This is a genomic window from Rhodococcus sp. 008, from assembly GCF_001682295.1.
Taxonomy (GTDB): domain Bacteria; phylum Actinomycetota; class Actinomycetes; order Mycobacteriales; family Mycobacteriaceae; genus Rhodococcus_F; species Rhodococcus_F qingshengii.
The window spans coordinates 6302981-6317360 of sequence record NZ_CP012749.1 but is presented as its reverse complement, the minus strand read 5'-3'; the positions used below and the strand labels follow the sequence as shown (position 1 = coordinate 6317360).

The following is a 14380-nucleotide window of genomic DNA, read 5'->3' as shown; positions in this document are numbered from 1 at the left end:
GTGGTGATGCTCAACTGAAAGTAGGCACGCTCTCTGGGAGGTGGCCTCCAGGGGATCGTCGGAACGCTACCGATACCGAGGCACCCATCAACTGAAGTTGGAAGTGCCGATCTAGCGCAGATCGACACTCGGCCAGCACGTTCTGGACTTGCTCGATCACATCGACAGCAGTGAGAACCCGATTCTCTGGGGTTGATCCGTTATCGTCGATGAAGCGTTGACCTGTTGAGACCAAGGTCGTTTGTCGGATACGAATCAGCTGTGTCTCGAGGCCGGGTGACAACCGTGCCCGCAGCCTGCGTTCATGGGCGTGATTCCGAATCCAACGGGCCGAATCAGATCGAAACAGATGAGCGCGTTCTGGGGGGCGGCCGATACCCAGAAAACGTTGTTGGTCAATCAGTTCAGACATATGTCGCATACAGGGCTAAGGGCGCCGTCGACTTGTTCGGTACCCGGAGGACCGATGTCCCCAGTCGAACTCTGTTTGCCTCTCAGTTGATTTTAATGCGAGTCATTGCTCGAAGAATGAGCAGAGTGTGGAGGTCGCGGCGGCGTCGATGATCTCCAGTCCTCCTGGCCCTTCCATCAGGCTCCCGATTTCGTTTCCGAATTCGGGGTTTGTCGTGTGTTGGAGGCAGTAGTCGTAGCCTGTAGCAACCAATTTGGATGTTTGGTCTGCGGCCGGCGTTGAGCTGGGCTGTGGGAATAGGTCGAATACAGGGAGCGAGCACACCCGTTCGAAGTAGATGCGTTCACCGTCCTGGACGTCGGTTCGTGGGATGGTCAGGAATCCGCTCAGCGTCTGCTCGAGGGTCGTGGGCTCGAACCCTAGCGAACACCCGTTGCCGCCGTAGTCGGTGCCGGGCACGAAGGTCACAGGCGCCGGCCCGGTGGGGATCGATATTTCGACCCTGGCCTCCTGTGAACTGGCCGACGGTTCCGAAGGGTTCGTCGGTTCTGCTGGGTTTGCGCATCCGCCCGCAGTAATGCAGGCCGCGATTGCGAAGACGATGACAGAAGGTGCCCGCATCACTTCAGTGTTGCACTCGGCGTACGAGGACGGAACACGCAGCAGCCTAAGTGCTCGCCACACTGAGGGCGAGTGGGGTTGGTAGGGCTCTCTCATTTGAGAGTCGCGCGCGTGAGACCCGTTATGTCACCGAGGTTTAACTCGTTTAGTCCCTTTTGTACTAATCGTCTGGAATAGGGCATTCGGGACGAATGGAATCAAACAAACCAGAGGGTTCCCTTGTTGCTGATCCAGTCATAAGGTGCGAGTGCATCACTGGAACCTCACAGGAATGAGATGGTATATGCCGTCACGTTGGGATGTGTTGGGGCCGAGACGAAAACTGCGCCGTAACGACTGAACCAATCGAGCCCGGGGATTGATCGGGTGTTCCTATCGAAGCTGTTGCGTCTATCAATCGTTCTTTGCCGGACACTGACGGGTGAGTTCACCGCCGCACTGATTTGTCGTAGCGCTATACGTTCGCCTCAGCATTGAAGAGGGGGAAGGTTAGTAAATCGTGCACAGCACTTCTGAACACTGAATGTCAGAAGACGACTGCACACGCAACTGAAACCGCAGGACACCGTGCAGTTGTCTGCTGTATGTGACATGCGGGTTTGGGTGTGCGGTTTGACATCGACAAACAGATTCATCCGAGGGCGGTGGCCGCCGGCCTCCAGTGCAACCACCAATTGTCCATCAGGAATCCTCCCCACCTGCACCGTTGCACTGACTCAGTGACGACCGGCAGGTTCACTTCATCGGCCGATTTGTCGATACGAATACCTTTGAATGCTGCCTGGAAGTGATCCGCCGATTCGGTGCTCAGTCAGGGCAATTCTGGCCGACTCTTAGTAGAGAATCGACGGCATGAGTACGACAGACGAAACGCACCGGCCTGACCAGCAGTCGGAATCGCAACCGGCTACAGATCAAGATGCCCCTGCGAAGCAACCGGACCCGACTCCTCCCAGTGCTCCAGCCAAGTCGCCGGCTCTTCCTCCGACGGGTGAGTCCGGCTCGGATACTGCGGCTTCAAAGCTATCGTGGGTCGCGATTTTCGCTGTCATATTGAGCTCCATCGCGATTTTGGCGTCGTTGAGTGCATTCGTACTTTCGGTGGATATCCTGCCCGGCCAGGGAGCCGTGCTTGGTGGTGCTGCAGTGCTCGTTGGTGGTGGGCTAACTTACCTCGCGAGTCATCAGAAACGAGCAAGCGATGAACGCATCGAGGCCCGCAAGTACGGACAGACTGCTCGACAGATCAGCCTTGCTGAGGGGGAAGCTGGGCGAGCACGAGCAGAATTTGAGAAAACGCTACAGACCCAGTTGGACGCCCAGAACGCTGCCGCGGCGCGCGAACAGAATCGCGAGTTACGTGCTCGATTTGCGACTGCTACCGGTCTCTTGAGTTCTGGGGCCTATGCAGCGCAGCTGACTGGAGTTCACGAACTCGCGGCACTCGCCGATGACTGGGCGGAGTTCGGTAAGCCGTGGGAGCGTCAAGTCTGCATCGATCTCTTGTGCGCCCAGTTGCGAACGCCCCGAGTATCAAAAGCTGATGATCGGGCACGTATTGAGGATGATCAGTTCCGTACTGGGATCATCCGAGTGATTAAGGGTCGGACGGCGATGCACCCGGATACTGGGGATGGTCCATGGCAGGACTGCAATTTTGACCTTTCGGATGCAGAGCTACCAAAAATCGAGCTACAGAATTGCAGGTTCCGAGGAGAACTGGATTTCCGAGGGACCACCTTTACTGACCGGGCAGACTTTTCAAGCTCTCGTTTGTGGAACACCAGATTCGATAATGCAACATTCGCAGGTTCAGCGATTTTTCGGAGCACGACGTTCGGAAATCGAGTCAGTTTCGAATATGCTGCGTTCGCTACCAGAGCTAATTTCACGCTTTCTAAATTCATAGGCAACACGGATTTCAGTCACGCAATCGTAGAGGATGCGACTCTAAATTTTACGAATGCCCGGTTCAAGCCTGGCAGTAGAACTTCCATGCGTCATATGGAACTCAAGGGTCATTCGGGACTCAATTTTTCAACGGCATGGTTCTCTGGCGGTGAAGTAGAGCTACGTTACATAGATTTCGACCAATTCGGTCATTTCAATTTCCTTCACCCTCAGGAACTTAAGTCCGTGCCGCGTACCGACTGGGAGGAATCGGCAGCTGATCTTCCGCCTGGGCTCGAACCACGGGAGTGGCCGCCGACGTTGTTTGTGCACCCTCCGTACCAGGCAGATGAACCAGATCCAGCAGAGCAGGGATCTGAAACTAGCTAGCATCTCGACCTCACTCCCCACACTCATCGGCATGGCGGCGTCAGTGTCAGTTTCAGAAGACGACTGCACACGCCACTGAAACCGCAGGACACTGTGCAGTTGTCTTCTGAATGTGACACCCGCACCGTGATCCGGTGCGGGCCTTCCGTTATGGACTGCGTTGAGCGACGCTTTGCTGATCAGTCGATCCGTAGGTCCTCAAGGAACCGATGGTTGTGACGGGCATGAAACCCAGTGTCGAAAACGACCTAATTTTAGCGCTGGGGTCTAACCTTCGGGTCCGATAGCCGCCCTTATGTCCGGTGGACCGCTGGTCTTGCGGGCGCCGAAGATCCAGATTCCGGATAGCAACACGGACCGGTTCGTAGTGGCCCGGTGTACCGAACATCGCTGTCCGCCAAGGTCACTCAACAGCATGGCGGATCGCAGCAACCGCCGACCGAACCTGCCGTAGTCGCGGGCATAAGTGCGCCGGTCGAGCACCCCCGAACGTCCGCCCGAATGCCCCCTTCCGGAGTCGGGCACTCAGACGGCCGTCTTCTGGTCGATTGCTGACTCGTAGAAGGCGTCCGCGAGCGCAATGATGACACCGTTGATGCCGGACCCGTCGGTGAAGAAGTAGTCGGCCATGGTGTTGTGAGCCTCCTGATTGTCGATGACTGCCTCAGTGACCGCCGATTGGAAGTCCTGCGATTCCATGAACTGCTTCTTCGAGTTGACCTTGGTCTGGTTGACCAGGTCCGGATAGGCGAGGAGTCGCTGTACCAGGCCTTGCACGAACTCGCGGATCTGGGACTCTGTGAACGCTTCGGCGCCGAAGAGGTCGTTCATCTTGTCGATGACGACCTGTATGGCGACGTACTTCGGTTCCTTCCGGGCGCCGGTGCCGGCGGCGCTGATGCCCTTGAGTTGGCCGTCACCGGCCAGCGAGATGTCGACCGCAGCTGCCTTGTTGTGTTTGACCCCGACCAGGACCACGTCGGAAAGGTCGATCTCTGCGGCCCAAGACGAGTCTGCGATTACCTTGTCCAGGAGCCGCAGGAAGATCGACAGCATCTCCATGTATGGGTCGCCGTAGTCGACGATCTGGCTCATGAAGTCGTAGAGCCGGACGTAGGTGGAGACGTCCTTGCGGAACAGGTCGAGGGTGTTGAGGGTGACTTTGTCGTCGGCCTCGATCGCCGCCGCGTAGCGGCGCGCGAAGTCGTGCTTGGCCGGGCTGATCGCGGCCGAGAGCGCGTTGTTGCCCTTGCGGGTAACCCATAGTTCGGCGACCTCGCGCACCTGCTCTGGTGTGTAGATCCCGGCCTGGGCAAGCTTGGTGGCGAGGTGGACGACGACGTACGGGTCGGTCTCGGTCTCGAGGGTAGCGCCGGTGAAGTACGGCTCGAACGCAGCCCGAATGTCCTCGGGTTTGTTCACGAAGTCGATGACGAACGTCTTGCGCTTCTGCTCCCCGCTCGCGGTGCGATGAGTGCGGTTGAGCCGGGAGAGCGTCTGCACGGCAGTGACCCCGGAAAGTTTCTTGTCGACGTACATTGCCGAGAGCAGTGGCTGGTCGAAACCTGTCTGGAACTTGTTGGCGACCAGCATGATCTTGTACGTCGCGCCCTTGAACGCGGCGGCCAAGTCCGAGCTGGCACCGGGGTTCAGGTTGGCCTCGGTGAACTCGTCGTCCTTGCTCGGCTGCGGCCCCCACTCCGATACCCACTGCTCGTCCTCGTCCATCGTCACCGAGCCGGAGAACGCGACCAGCGTGCGGTAGTTGTACGAGGCATCCAAGGCGGCCCGCTTGGTGATGTAGGCGTCGATCGCCTTCTTGTACTTCACCGCGGCCTTGCGCGAGTCGGTCACGACCATCGCCTTCGCCTTGCCCTCAAGCAGGTGGGCGACGTTGGTGTGGAAATGCTCGACGATGATCTGCACCTTCTGGCTGATGTTGGTCGGGTGCAGTTTCACCCACCGCATCAGCCCTTTACGCGCTGCGGCCTCCTCCACCTCATCGCTGTCGCCGCTCTCGGCCTTGCCGGCGATCTTCAACGCGGTGTCGTAGGTTTGGTAGCCCTTTAGCACGTCGAGGATGTAGCCCTCCTCGATCGCTTGGCGCATCGAGTAGAGGTGGAACTCGACAGGCTTGCCGTCGGGGCCCTTACGGCCGAAGAGCTCGAGGGTCTTGTTCTTCGGTGTCGCGGTGAAGGCGAGGTAGGAGATGTTCTGCGACTCGGCCCGCTCGTTCATCTCCGAAGCCAGGATCGCCTCGACGTCGACCTCACCACCCTCCTCGATCTCCTTGACCTCCTCCGCGGTCAGCACAGCTTTGAGCTTGGAGGAGATCTTGCCGGACTGCGAGGAATGCGCCTCGTCTGCGATCACCGCGAACCGCCGGCCCTTGAGCGAGGAGTCCTTGCTGATCTCCTCAAGAGCAAACGGGAAGGTCTGCACCGTCACCGCGATGATCAGCTCCCCGTGCTTCAACGCGGTCGCCAGCAGCCCGGATTTCGACTTCGCCCCCGCCTTGCGGACATCCTCCGGGCTGATCGTGGCCACGATCTTCCCCGACCCGTCGATCTGCCGGATCGCGTCCTGAAGCTGCCCGTCGAGCACGGTACGGTCCACGACCACGATCACCGAGTCGAAGACCTTCTTGTCGTCCACGTGCAGCCGTGCGAGCCGGTGTGCGGTCCAGGCGATGGTGTTCGTCTTCCCCGACCCTGCCGAGTGTTCGATCAGATAGCGCTGCCCCACCCCCTCCTTGCGCAACGCGGCCAGGATGTTCGTCACGGCTTCCCACTGGTGGAACCGAGGGAACAGCATGCTCGTGCGCGACACCGACGTCCCGGTCGCGACATCCCATTCCTGCTTTGTCTCGACGATCATCAGCCGGCCGATGATGGTGAGCCAGGCGTCCTTGTCCCAGACTCGCTCCCACAGGTACGCCGTAGCCGACTGCCCGCCCTCGGCCGGCGGGTTCCCCGCGCCACCCTTGTGCCCCATGTTGAACGGCAGGAAGTGTGTTTTCTCGCCCTCGAGCCGGGTGGTCATCGCGGCCAGGTCGTTGGAGACCGCGAAGTGGACTAGTGCACGGTGCCCGAACGACAGCAGCGGCTCCGTGCGCCCGTTGGTCAGCGGATTCCGGTCCTTGCGGTACTGGTTGATCGCCTCGCCAACAGACTGGGTGAAGTCGGTCTTCAGCTCCACAGTGGCGACCGGGATTCCGTTTACGAAGAAGACCAGGTCGATGCTGCGTTGGTCGGCGGTGGAGAAATGCACCTGCCGCATCACCCGCACCCGCATCGCCGCGTACTGCGCGTTGGTGGTTGCGTTCAGGCTGGTCTCGGGGCGGAACTGCGCCATCTTCAACCGACCACCGCCGATGTAGGGCACCCCGTTTCGCAGGATGTTCAGCGTCCCGCCACCATGTTCGAGAGGCTTGTCGAGCGCCGCGACCAGCACGTCGAGGAACTTCGCCTCCGACCCTGCCGCCTTCAACGATTTCTCGTACGCCGTCTGCTGAGTCTCCTGCAGCCAGGCGAACAGGTCCTCAGGGAAGAGCGCCCGCGCCCGGTCGTAGCCGGTGTCGTTCGCCGAGTACAGCCACTCGTGGTTGGACAGGTACTCACAGATCTCAGACTCGAAGACGATTTCGTTGTGATCGGCCATTACTTCATCTCCCGTATGTCGATCTGCCCCGTCACCGCTGCCGTGATCAGCGCAGACCGACGCTCGCGGGCGAGCTCGATGAACCGCTCCGCCTCAGCGATCAGCGTGTCTATCTTTGGGGTCTCCTCGTCTAGGTACTCGACAATTCGCCGCTGCTCGTCGATAGGCGGGAGCGGGATGCGAAAAGCCTTGAGGTCCCCCATGCCGATCGTGCGGATCGTCGACCCGTTCTGGAACGAATCGAAGAACGGTTGCATCGCATTCGCGAACAATGCCCAGAGATACTCTGGGTTAAGGAGTGGCCCACATACCCACGCGGCGAAGTGTTGCGACGTCGCCATCGGAACGCCCATGATCGCCGTCCTTCCCACAGTCGCGTCGCGGGAGAGTACGACCGTGCGCGCAGGGAGCAGGCGTGCGGAACTGTTGGCGATTCCGGCGTCGCTGATGCGCTGCGCCGTATCTTGGAGGTACTTGGGGCCACGCATCGTGCCAACATCATGGAGGCTAACCCACGGGATGTAGCAGTCTGTCCACCAGTCCTCTCGTGATCGGCTTGGCGTGTGACCGCTTTCGAGTTGAGCGACCGAGGTAAGCGGGACTACGCGCCAACTCGCAGGGAGTTTGCTCGCCCACGGCAAGGGGCTCTGAACCTCCGACACCTGCGTAGTTCCGTGCAGGGCGACGTGCGTGCGGACTGCGTGTCGTCGTTCACGAAGCAGCTCGATCAAGCGCTGCTGCTCCTCGACGAGCATGTCGATGCGCGCAGTCTCGCGGTCGAGGTAATCGGCGATGGTGTGCTGCTCCGAGTGCGGCGGACAGGGCAACTGAACTTTGGCGAAGTCGGCGAACTTGATCGACTGTCCGTCGCGAAGCTGGTTTGTAGTTGTACGCAACTCCTGGATATATCCGTTGGACTTCAGCAGCCATCGAAAGTAGCTGGGAACCACACGGTCGCTCGGCCTCAGCACTGTGTATGCCGTGCTTACTTTGCCTGAGTACGTGGATCTCTCTATCCCGCCCTGGAACGAGCGGAGATGGATGATGAAGTCATCCGGCTCAACGTGCTTCATGTTGTCCTGACCCTGAATGTTCTGGACAACAGATTTGCCTGTCTTTGCCATGTACTCAGCCTGAGACAACACGCCATGAATCTGAGACGGCGTGAGATGCACATCATCAGGCCAGTTCGCTTCGCGACGCTCCGTAAACGCGGCCTTCGCTGGAACGAGATACCAGCCTTTGGGCACGACATCGATCCACCCCAGTGCAGCTGAGGTCATCCCTCGACCTCCCGCAGTAGTTCGAGGATCATGGCGACCTGTTTCTCAAGGTCGGCGTCGATCTCGGCGAGAGGACGAGGCGGGACGTACTTGTAGAAGTGGCGGGTGAAGGGGATCTCGTAGCCGGTCTTGACCTTGGCCCAGTCGATCCAGGCGTCGGGTACGTGCGGCTTCACCTCGGCGTCGAAGTAGGCGGCGATGACCTCAACCTTTCCTGCCGCGCCGGCAGTGGAACCGCCGTAGGTGATCGGGACGTTCTCGGTGTTTCGCTTCTTCATATCCGGCTTGGGCTTGCCCTTGCGGTCGACGACCGGCTGGCCGGACTCGTCCAGGAGGGGGCGTTCAACGGTGATGGTCCAGTAGCCGAACTCGTCCTTGCATAGCACCTTGGAGTAGTCCGGTTCGGCGGCGGTGAAGTCTGCGTACAACCGAACGATCTTGGCGCGGTCCTCCTCGCCAAGCTCACGGTTCTTGGAGCCAAGGCTCTTGCGCATCTTGGTCCAGAACGAGGTGCCGTCGATGAGCTGGACCAAGCCTTTGCGGTCGGGATGCTTGGTGTTGTCGAGGATCCAGATGTAGGTGGCGATGCCGGTATTGAAGAACATGTTGGTCGGCAGCGCAACGATCGCCTCGACCAGGTCGTTCTCCAAAAGCCACTTGCGGATGTTCGAAGGGCCGGACTCGGCGGCGCCGTTGAAGAGCGGCGAGCCGTTCATGACGATGCCGGTCCGTCCGCCGCCATCCTCGGGGGCGCGCATCTTGTGGGCCAGGTGGAGCAGGAAGAGCATCTGCCCATCCGAAGTCGCCGGGAGACCGGGGGCGAACCGGCCGTAAGGGCCCGCTTCGTCGCGCTCTTCCGTGACCGCCTTGGCGTACTGCTTCCAGTCGACGCCATACGGCGGGTTGGACATGCAGAAGTCGAACTTTCTATCCTTGAACGCGTCGGCGGTGAGGGTGTTGCCGAAGGCGATGTTGGTCGCGTCGTGGCCCTTGGCGAGAAGGTCGGACTTGCAGATCGCGTACGACTGCCCGTTGTACTCCTGCCCGTACAGGCTCAGCTTCGCGTCGGGGTTCTGTTCGAGGAGGTGTTCCTCGGCCAGGGCGAGCATGCCGCCGGTTCCTGCGGTGGGGTCGTACAGAGTGCGGATGATGCCGGCTTCGGTCAGGTCGGCATCCTTCTCGGCGAAGAGCAGATCGACCAGGAGTCGGATCGCGTCCCGCGGGGTGTAGTGGTCACCGGAGGTCTCGTTCGCGGCCTCGTTGAACTTGCGGATGATGTACTCGAACGCATCGCCCATGTCAGCGTTGGAAACGACGTCGGGATGCAGGTCGACGGCCTTGAAGGACGTGATGACCTCGCGCAGCAACTCCGCCTTCTCCAGAGCGAGGATTTCCTTCTTGAAGTCGAAGTACTCGAACACGTCGACATCGGGCGAGAACCGGTCGATGTAGTCGGCCAGGTTGTCCGCCAGCCCGTCGGCGTCCTTGAGGAGGTTGCCGAACGAGTAGTTCGAGGTGTTATAGAACGACCGCCCAGTGGCCTTCTTGACCTCGACCTTGAGTCTGTTGGGATTGTCGTACTTCGCCGCCAGCGCGCGTACCGCCTCCCTGTCGGGCTCAATGATGTAGTCGAGGCGGCGCAAGATCGTGAGCGGGAGGATCACGTTGCCGTACTGGTTGGGACGGTAGGGACCCCGAAGTTGGTCGGCAATCGACCAGATGAAATTACCGAGGGTGCTCACAAGGCTCCTTTACGGGGCTCACTCGACAACGAATGTTGGACGCTCGCGTGCGTGCGTGCGGTCCGAGCGGGCGGCGCATGGTTTGGGGCTAGTCGGTACGTCATAACAGCATCATCGCGTATCACGACACCCTCGTATCACGACACCCTCGTATCACGACACCCTCGTATCACGACACCCTCGTATCACGAGGTTCGCTGGCACGACCGGCGCAGCGAGCGCGGTCGGCTTCCTCGCCGTGAACGTCTCCTGCACCGCGGTCCGGATATTCGGAGAAGTGTGTCTCATTTTCTTGGAATTGAGACACCCACTCGTTTGTGTGGGGGTCGAGTATCACCCCAACTCGTCGTGTCTCAGAAGTACGTACCGAAACTGCCGTCTCATCGCTATTCAATTCGTCGACTTGTGAGACGGTCCTGGCATGGGCACGGTGACCCGCAACGGACACCTCGTCGGATACGCCCGCGTCGGCACAGGACACCAGACACTCGACGGACAACACGACACACTCGAAACCGGATTTCCCGAGCCACTTTCTATCAAGTGCTCGCAGGGCGATTGGGGCTGACAGTTCGTCATTCCCCTACTCGCCCGCATCGCCCATTCCCCTTCACCACGTCAGCGTGAGGCTATTGATGCAGCTCACATTGGTCGACCCACCGGGCAAGAAGGCTGAGAGTAGCGAGACGTTCGATCGCTTCCTGCTCGCTCATCTCATCAACTCCGTGAGCCGCGCTATTCCGAATCGTCATCTGCGCACCTGAACTGAAGAACCTCATGCCTACGTTCATCGTCTTCACGTACCTGGCATTCGGGTCACCAGGCCAACGTAATCGTGGCTTTCCTGGGAGTGGCGCACCCTCAGCGAACGTCTCCTGCCAGATAGCCGTTTCGGAGACATCATTTCGACCTGTCAGCGTCTTGATGTGGGACGCTAGCGCCTCCGCGGCATTCGTGACCGCCTGCCTGTAGTGCTCGCCACGCCACAGCCTTTCCGCTGCACTCCACACCAGTGGATGCATCGATGCGGCGCTGACCTGCGGCAGAACATATATTTCCGCTTGAAGAATCATCTGCTCCAATTTTCCTCGGATCTGATTGGAACCGGTGAATACGTCGTCGGATCCGAGCATCGGCTGGGGTTGCCTAATAGTTCCCCACGCAGTAATCGGGTCTACCTGGCCAAATCCTGGAACCTCGATCTTCATCTCCGCCAACGACGATGCTTCTTGCGCTCTTCCCGCAGCTAGGTCCACGGCATGCGCCATCGTGTCGCACTGTCCTGCGGACACGGCTGCCTTGGGTATGACAGCTGGACCGAAGCCGTGCTGCCTAATGTTGACAGAATCATGAAAGGCCATGAAGACACGAAAAGCTGAGATGAAGCCGTCTACAGCTTCTGCAACCAATCGAAGGTGGGCTGGTGTTTGACGCTTATCCATGACGTAGGGAATCGCAGGTAGTTGGTGGACACCGTCAGAGCCTCGACTGAGATTGTCATTCTCGTTGACTGGAGGGACATTTCACCCCGACCTTGACGGACCCTGCCGCCATCCTTTGATGCTCCGGAGATGCCGCAGCGAATCCCGCACGGCGCAAACGGAAATGAACGACTAAGGCACTGCCGTTGTCGAGGCTTTACAGTTCTCCGACCGGAAAGTCGGTTCCGATGATGCCTCCGGTTCGCGGCGTGCGATGATTCCCGGATTGCAAAGATCAGCTCCGGCAGATGCGGCAAACATCTCCGAGGCCCGGCCGACAGGATTGTGTCGACATGAACAACGGCACCCGGATGTTGCGGTGGCATCACGCTTCAAAGCTTTTCAAAACCGCGACTGGGACGATCGAAGAATCGTGCTCCTCGGCCCTGGGGTACCAGAAGTGACGCATACGGAGACGGGAGACCTGCTGCTCACTCCCGGGCGTGTGCGCATGCCGATCGAGCAGGTCTGTGATGTATGGGGATTTAACGAACACCGTCGAGAACTGTTCAAGGAGTTGGAGACATATCTTCGCCTCATCAGCAAAATCATCACGATCGAGGCGTACTGGCTGTCGGGCACACTTCTCACCGACAAAGAGTTTCCAAGTGATGTCGACGTCGTGCTGGTGATCAACGACGAGTTGATCGAGAACCTTGCGGGAGGTGCCAAGTTGCTGGTTACCGCCGAAGGGCTGCAAGAACTTGCAGATCGGAGGAGACTTCGTATAGACGGGTACATCTTGCCCTGGATGGTTCGGCCATCCGTGGCTTACCAGGCCAAGGACGAGAAGTACCTGCTCGCCCGCGGATACTGGGACGACTTTTGGATGCGGCTACGGTCAGTGCCGAAAGGTGAGACACCAGTGCGAACTTGCGCACTCCCTCGCAGAGGATATGTGGAGGTGATCGTCAATGGGTACCGATGACCTCGATGACGCTGCCTGGATGGCTGATTTCCTGGCCGACTTGTCCGAATCGCCTTCCGAGAAGTTTCCTGATTGGAGCGACGCAGAGGACCTCGGTCGGCTGCACATGCAGTCCTTCGCGAAGGTTTCGGCAGGCGGCTTTGAGGACACTCAATCTCGCGGCTCCATTCGACTTACTGGCAACGGTGTACGCGGTCATTCACTCAACCTTGACGACGCCGGTCACGTGCTGACGAATTTTCAGCGTCTCGTGACTTGCGCAGGGGCGTCTGTGCGTGGTTTCACAAGTTCGCACGGGCGAATTGCGGGTGAGATCGAGGAACTGACGCAACTAGCACTTACCTCTTCGCCAGGACGCGGATCCGTAGTGCTCGAGTTTGAGCCCGTGGCGGTCGAATCAGCTGAAAGGTACCCCGGAGGGGAGATATCGATACTTGGTGAGAACACGCCGCTAATCGAAGAAAGCCTGGACGTTGCATTCGGAGTTCTCAGCACAGCAGCGGACATTGATCAAAAGCTGGAATCGATCGACAAACTCTTCCTAGGCCTCGGGGTGCGCGTGGCCTCAGCGGCGCTCGCACTTGCTGACACCATTTCGTCTGCCTCACTTAACCTTGATCTTTCGTGGCAGAGACCCGGCTTCGGGCGCCGCAAACTAATGGTGTCTGCGGCGCAGTGCGCAACCTTTGCCGCGGTGCTCAAGGGCCAAGGATTGGACTCCGACATCGAGCCGATCGCTGGCGTTCTGCGGACGATTAGTGACCGACGAAAGATCGATCTTGAGATACCAGATCCCGAGAATGAGGGCGAATATATCGTTCTACCAATAAGTAGAGGTGACGTTGACTTGACGCCTTTTCGGCTCGGTCAACAAGTCAAGATCAATGCACAGTGTCGGATTGTGATCAAGCCCGGCGGTGGCGAACGGCGTTCATATACTGCGTTGGCGATCATGGCTGCCTCCGAAGGCGAAGCCTAACGGTTGAATCTAACAAAACTCCTATCTCTCGAAGTGCTCGGTGTCTCGGAGAGCTGTAGTTTTCCGAGACATCCGCCAGTCCCGATCCAGGATCGTACGTGGCCATGTAGCTCTGCGAAAAGATCGCCACTTAACGATGCGATTCACACCCCATCGTTCAACAAACGGTCGTTGACTGAACAGGCGGAACGCTGCTCAGATCGAGCCCGAATTACTGTCGTCGATGTTCAAAAACCCGTTCAACAATTGGTACCATTGACCACACAAGATGAACACCTTTTCTGAACGGAGATCGCCGTGACGCTCGTCGGACTGGTGCGCGTGAGCACCGACAAACAGGAGACACAGCGCCAGCGCGATGCACTCGATCCGATTTGCGTCAAAGTGTTCGAGGAGAAAGTCTCGGGCACACTCAGCGTCGACCAGCGTCCCGGACTGCAGGCCGCCCTCGATTACCTCCGTCCCGATGATCTGCTCACTGTCCAGGAGGTCGACCGTCTCGGCCGCAACCTCCTCGAGGGGCTGCTGGTCTTGACGGACCTGTTCGAGCGCGGCATCGGGGTAAAGGTGCTCGACGGCATCGCGGTCGGCGAGCACACCGAGCGGTCGCTGGTCCTTGACCTCGCACTGGCTTTGGCCGAGGACCGGCGCCGCGACATCGTGCGCAAGACCCGCAACGGCCTCGAGGCCGCCCGCAAACGCGGCAAAGTCGGTGGACGCCCCACGGTCGTCGATGGCGACAAGCGCGCGGCCATCCTCGCTCGCCGCGATCGCGACGAGTCCATTCGCGAGATCGCTGCCGGTGTCGGCGTCTCGGTAGGTACGGTCCACCGGGTTCTTGCTGGGCATGTCACTGACGCGCAGATCAATGCGGCACGGGCCAAGTTGATCATCGACAAGAAGTTGCAGAGGACGTCGAAGCCTCACATCGAGAAGCTCGCCGAGCTCAAAACCGCCAGTGAACATCGACCGGTGGCGAGCTGAATCGCACCGG

Annotated in this window: 10 protein-coding genes; 5 read left to right on the top strand and 5 right to left on the bottom strand. The window is 59.3% G+C overall.

Annotated elements, in window-relative coordinates; genetic code table 11:
• Nucleotides 1-514: 514 nt before the first annotated feature.
• Nucleotides 515-1033 (bottom strand): hypothetical protein, encoded by a 519-nt coding sequence (locus AOT96_RS29170; RefSeq protein WP_156778997.1) that lies wholly within the window; start codon nucleotides 1031-1033, stop codon nucleotides 515-517.
• Nucleotides 1034-1885: 852 nt separating this feature from the next.
• On the opposite strand from AOT96_RS29170, the gene AOT96_RS29160 reads away from it, so the two are divergent.
• Nucleotides 1886-3313: a pentapeptide repeat-containing protein gene (locus tag AOT96_RS29160; protein ID WP_065352672.1), complete on the top strand. Its 1428-nt coding sequence runs from the start codon at nucleotides 1886-1888 to the stop codon at nucleotides 3311-3313.
• A 525-nt stretch (nucleotides 3314-3838) separates the two neighbouring features.
• Here the strand turns inward: AOT96_RS29160 and AOT96_RS29155 are convergent.
• Genes AOT96_RS29155 through AOT96_RS29145 form a run of 3 tightly spaced genes read right to left on the bottom strand, consistent with a single transcriptional unit; the run spans nucleotide 3839 to nucleotide 9998 of the window.
• Nucleotides 3839-6973: a type I restriction endonuclease subunit R gene (locus AOT96_RS29155; RefSeq protein WP_065352671.1), complete on the bottom strand. Its 3135-nt coding sequence runs from the start codon at nucleotides 6971-6973 to the stop codon at nucleotides 3839-3841.
• Nucleotides 6973-8256: a restriction endonuclease subunit S gene (locus tag AOT96_RS29150; protein ID WP_065352670.1), complete on the bottom strand. Its 1284-nt coding sequence runs from the start codon at nucleotides 8254-8256 to the stop codon at nucleotides 6973-6975. Before AOT96_RS29150 ends, AOT96_RS29155 begins: the two co-directional genes overlap by 1 nt.
• Nucleotides 8253-9998 carry a type I restriction-modification system subunit M gene (locus AOT96_RS29145; protein WP_065352669.1) on the bottom strand — a complete coding sequence of 582 codons (1746 nt, stop codon included), beginning with the start codon at nucleotides 9996-9998 and terminating at the stop codon, nucleotides 8253-8255. Before AOT96_RS29145 ends, AOT96_RS29150 begins: the two co-directional genes overlap by 4 nt.
• A gap of 421 nt (nucleotides 9999-10419) precedes the next feature.
• Here AOT96_RS29145 and AOT96_RS35445 point away from each other — a divergent pair, with 421 nt between their 5' ends.
• Complete coding sequence (locus AOT96_RS35445) at nucleotides 10420-10566, top strand: hypothetical protein (protein WP_156778996.1); 147 nt, start codon at nucleotides 10420-10422, stop codon at nucleotides 10564-10566.
• A gap of 61 nt (nucleotides 10567-10627) precedes the next feature.
• Here the strand turns inward: AOT96_RS35445 and AOT96_RS29140 are convergent, their stop codons facing one another.
• A complete protein-coding gene (locus AOT96_RS29140; protein ID WP_065352668.1) occupies nucleotides 10628-11440 on the bottom strand; it encodes a TIGR02391 family protein in 813 nt (270 codons plus the stop codon).
• Nucleotides 11441-11879: 439 nt separating this feature from the next.
• Between AOT96_RS29140 and AOT96_RS29135 the strand changes: the two genes are divergently transcribed.
• The 3 genes from AOT96_RS29135 to AOT96_RS29125 all read left to right on the top strand — a co-directional run bounded on the left by AOT96_RS29135 (nucleotide 11880) and on the right by AOT96_RS29125 (nucleotide 14370).
• Nucleotides 11880-12407 (top strand): DUF6932 family protein, encoded by a 528-nt coding sequence (locus AOT96_RS29135; RefSeq protein ID WP_083197688.1) that lies wholly within the window; start codon nucleotides 11880-11882, stop codon nucleotides 12405-12407.
• A complete protein-coding gene (locus AOT96_RS29130) occupies nucleotides 12394-13386 on the top strand; it encodes a hypothetical protein (protein WP_065352667.1) in 993 nt (330 codons plus the stop codon). The genes AOT96_RS29135 and AOT96_RS29130 overlap by 14 nt, the downstream gene beginning before the upstream one ends.
• Before the next feature lie 297 nt (nucleotides 13387-13683).
• Nucleotides 13684-14370, top strand: coding sequence for a recombinase family protein (locus AOT96_RS29125; RefSeq protein ID WP_083197687.1), 687 nt, complete (start codon nucleotides 13684-13686; stop codon nucleotides 14368-14370).
• The last annotated feature ends 10 nt before the right edge of the window (nucleotides 14371-14380 follow it).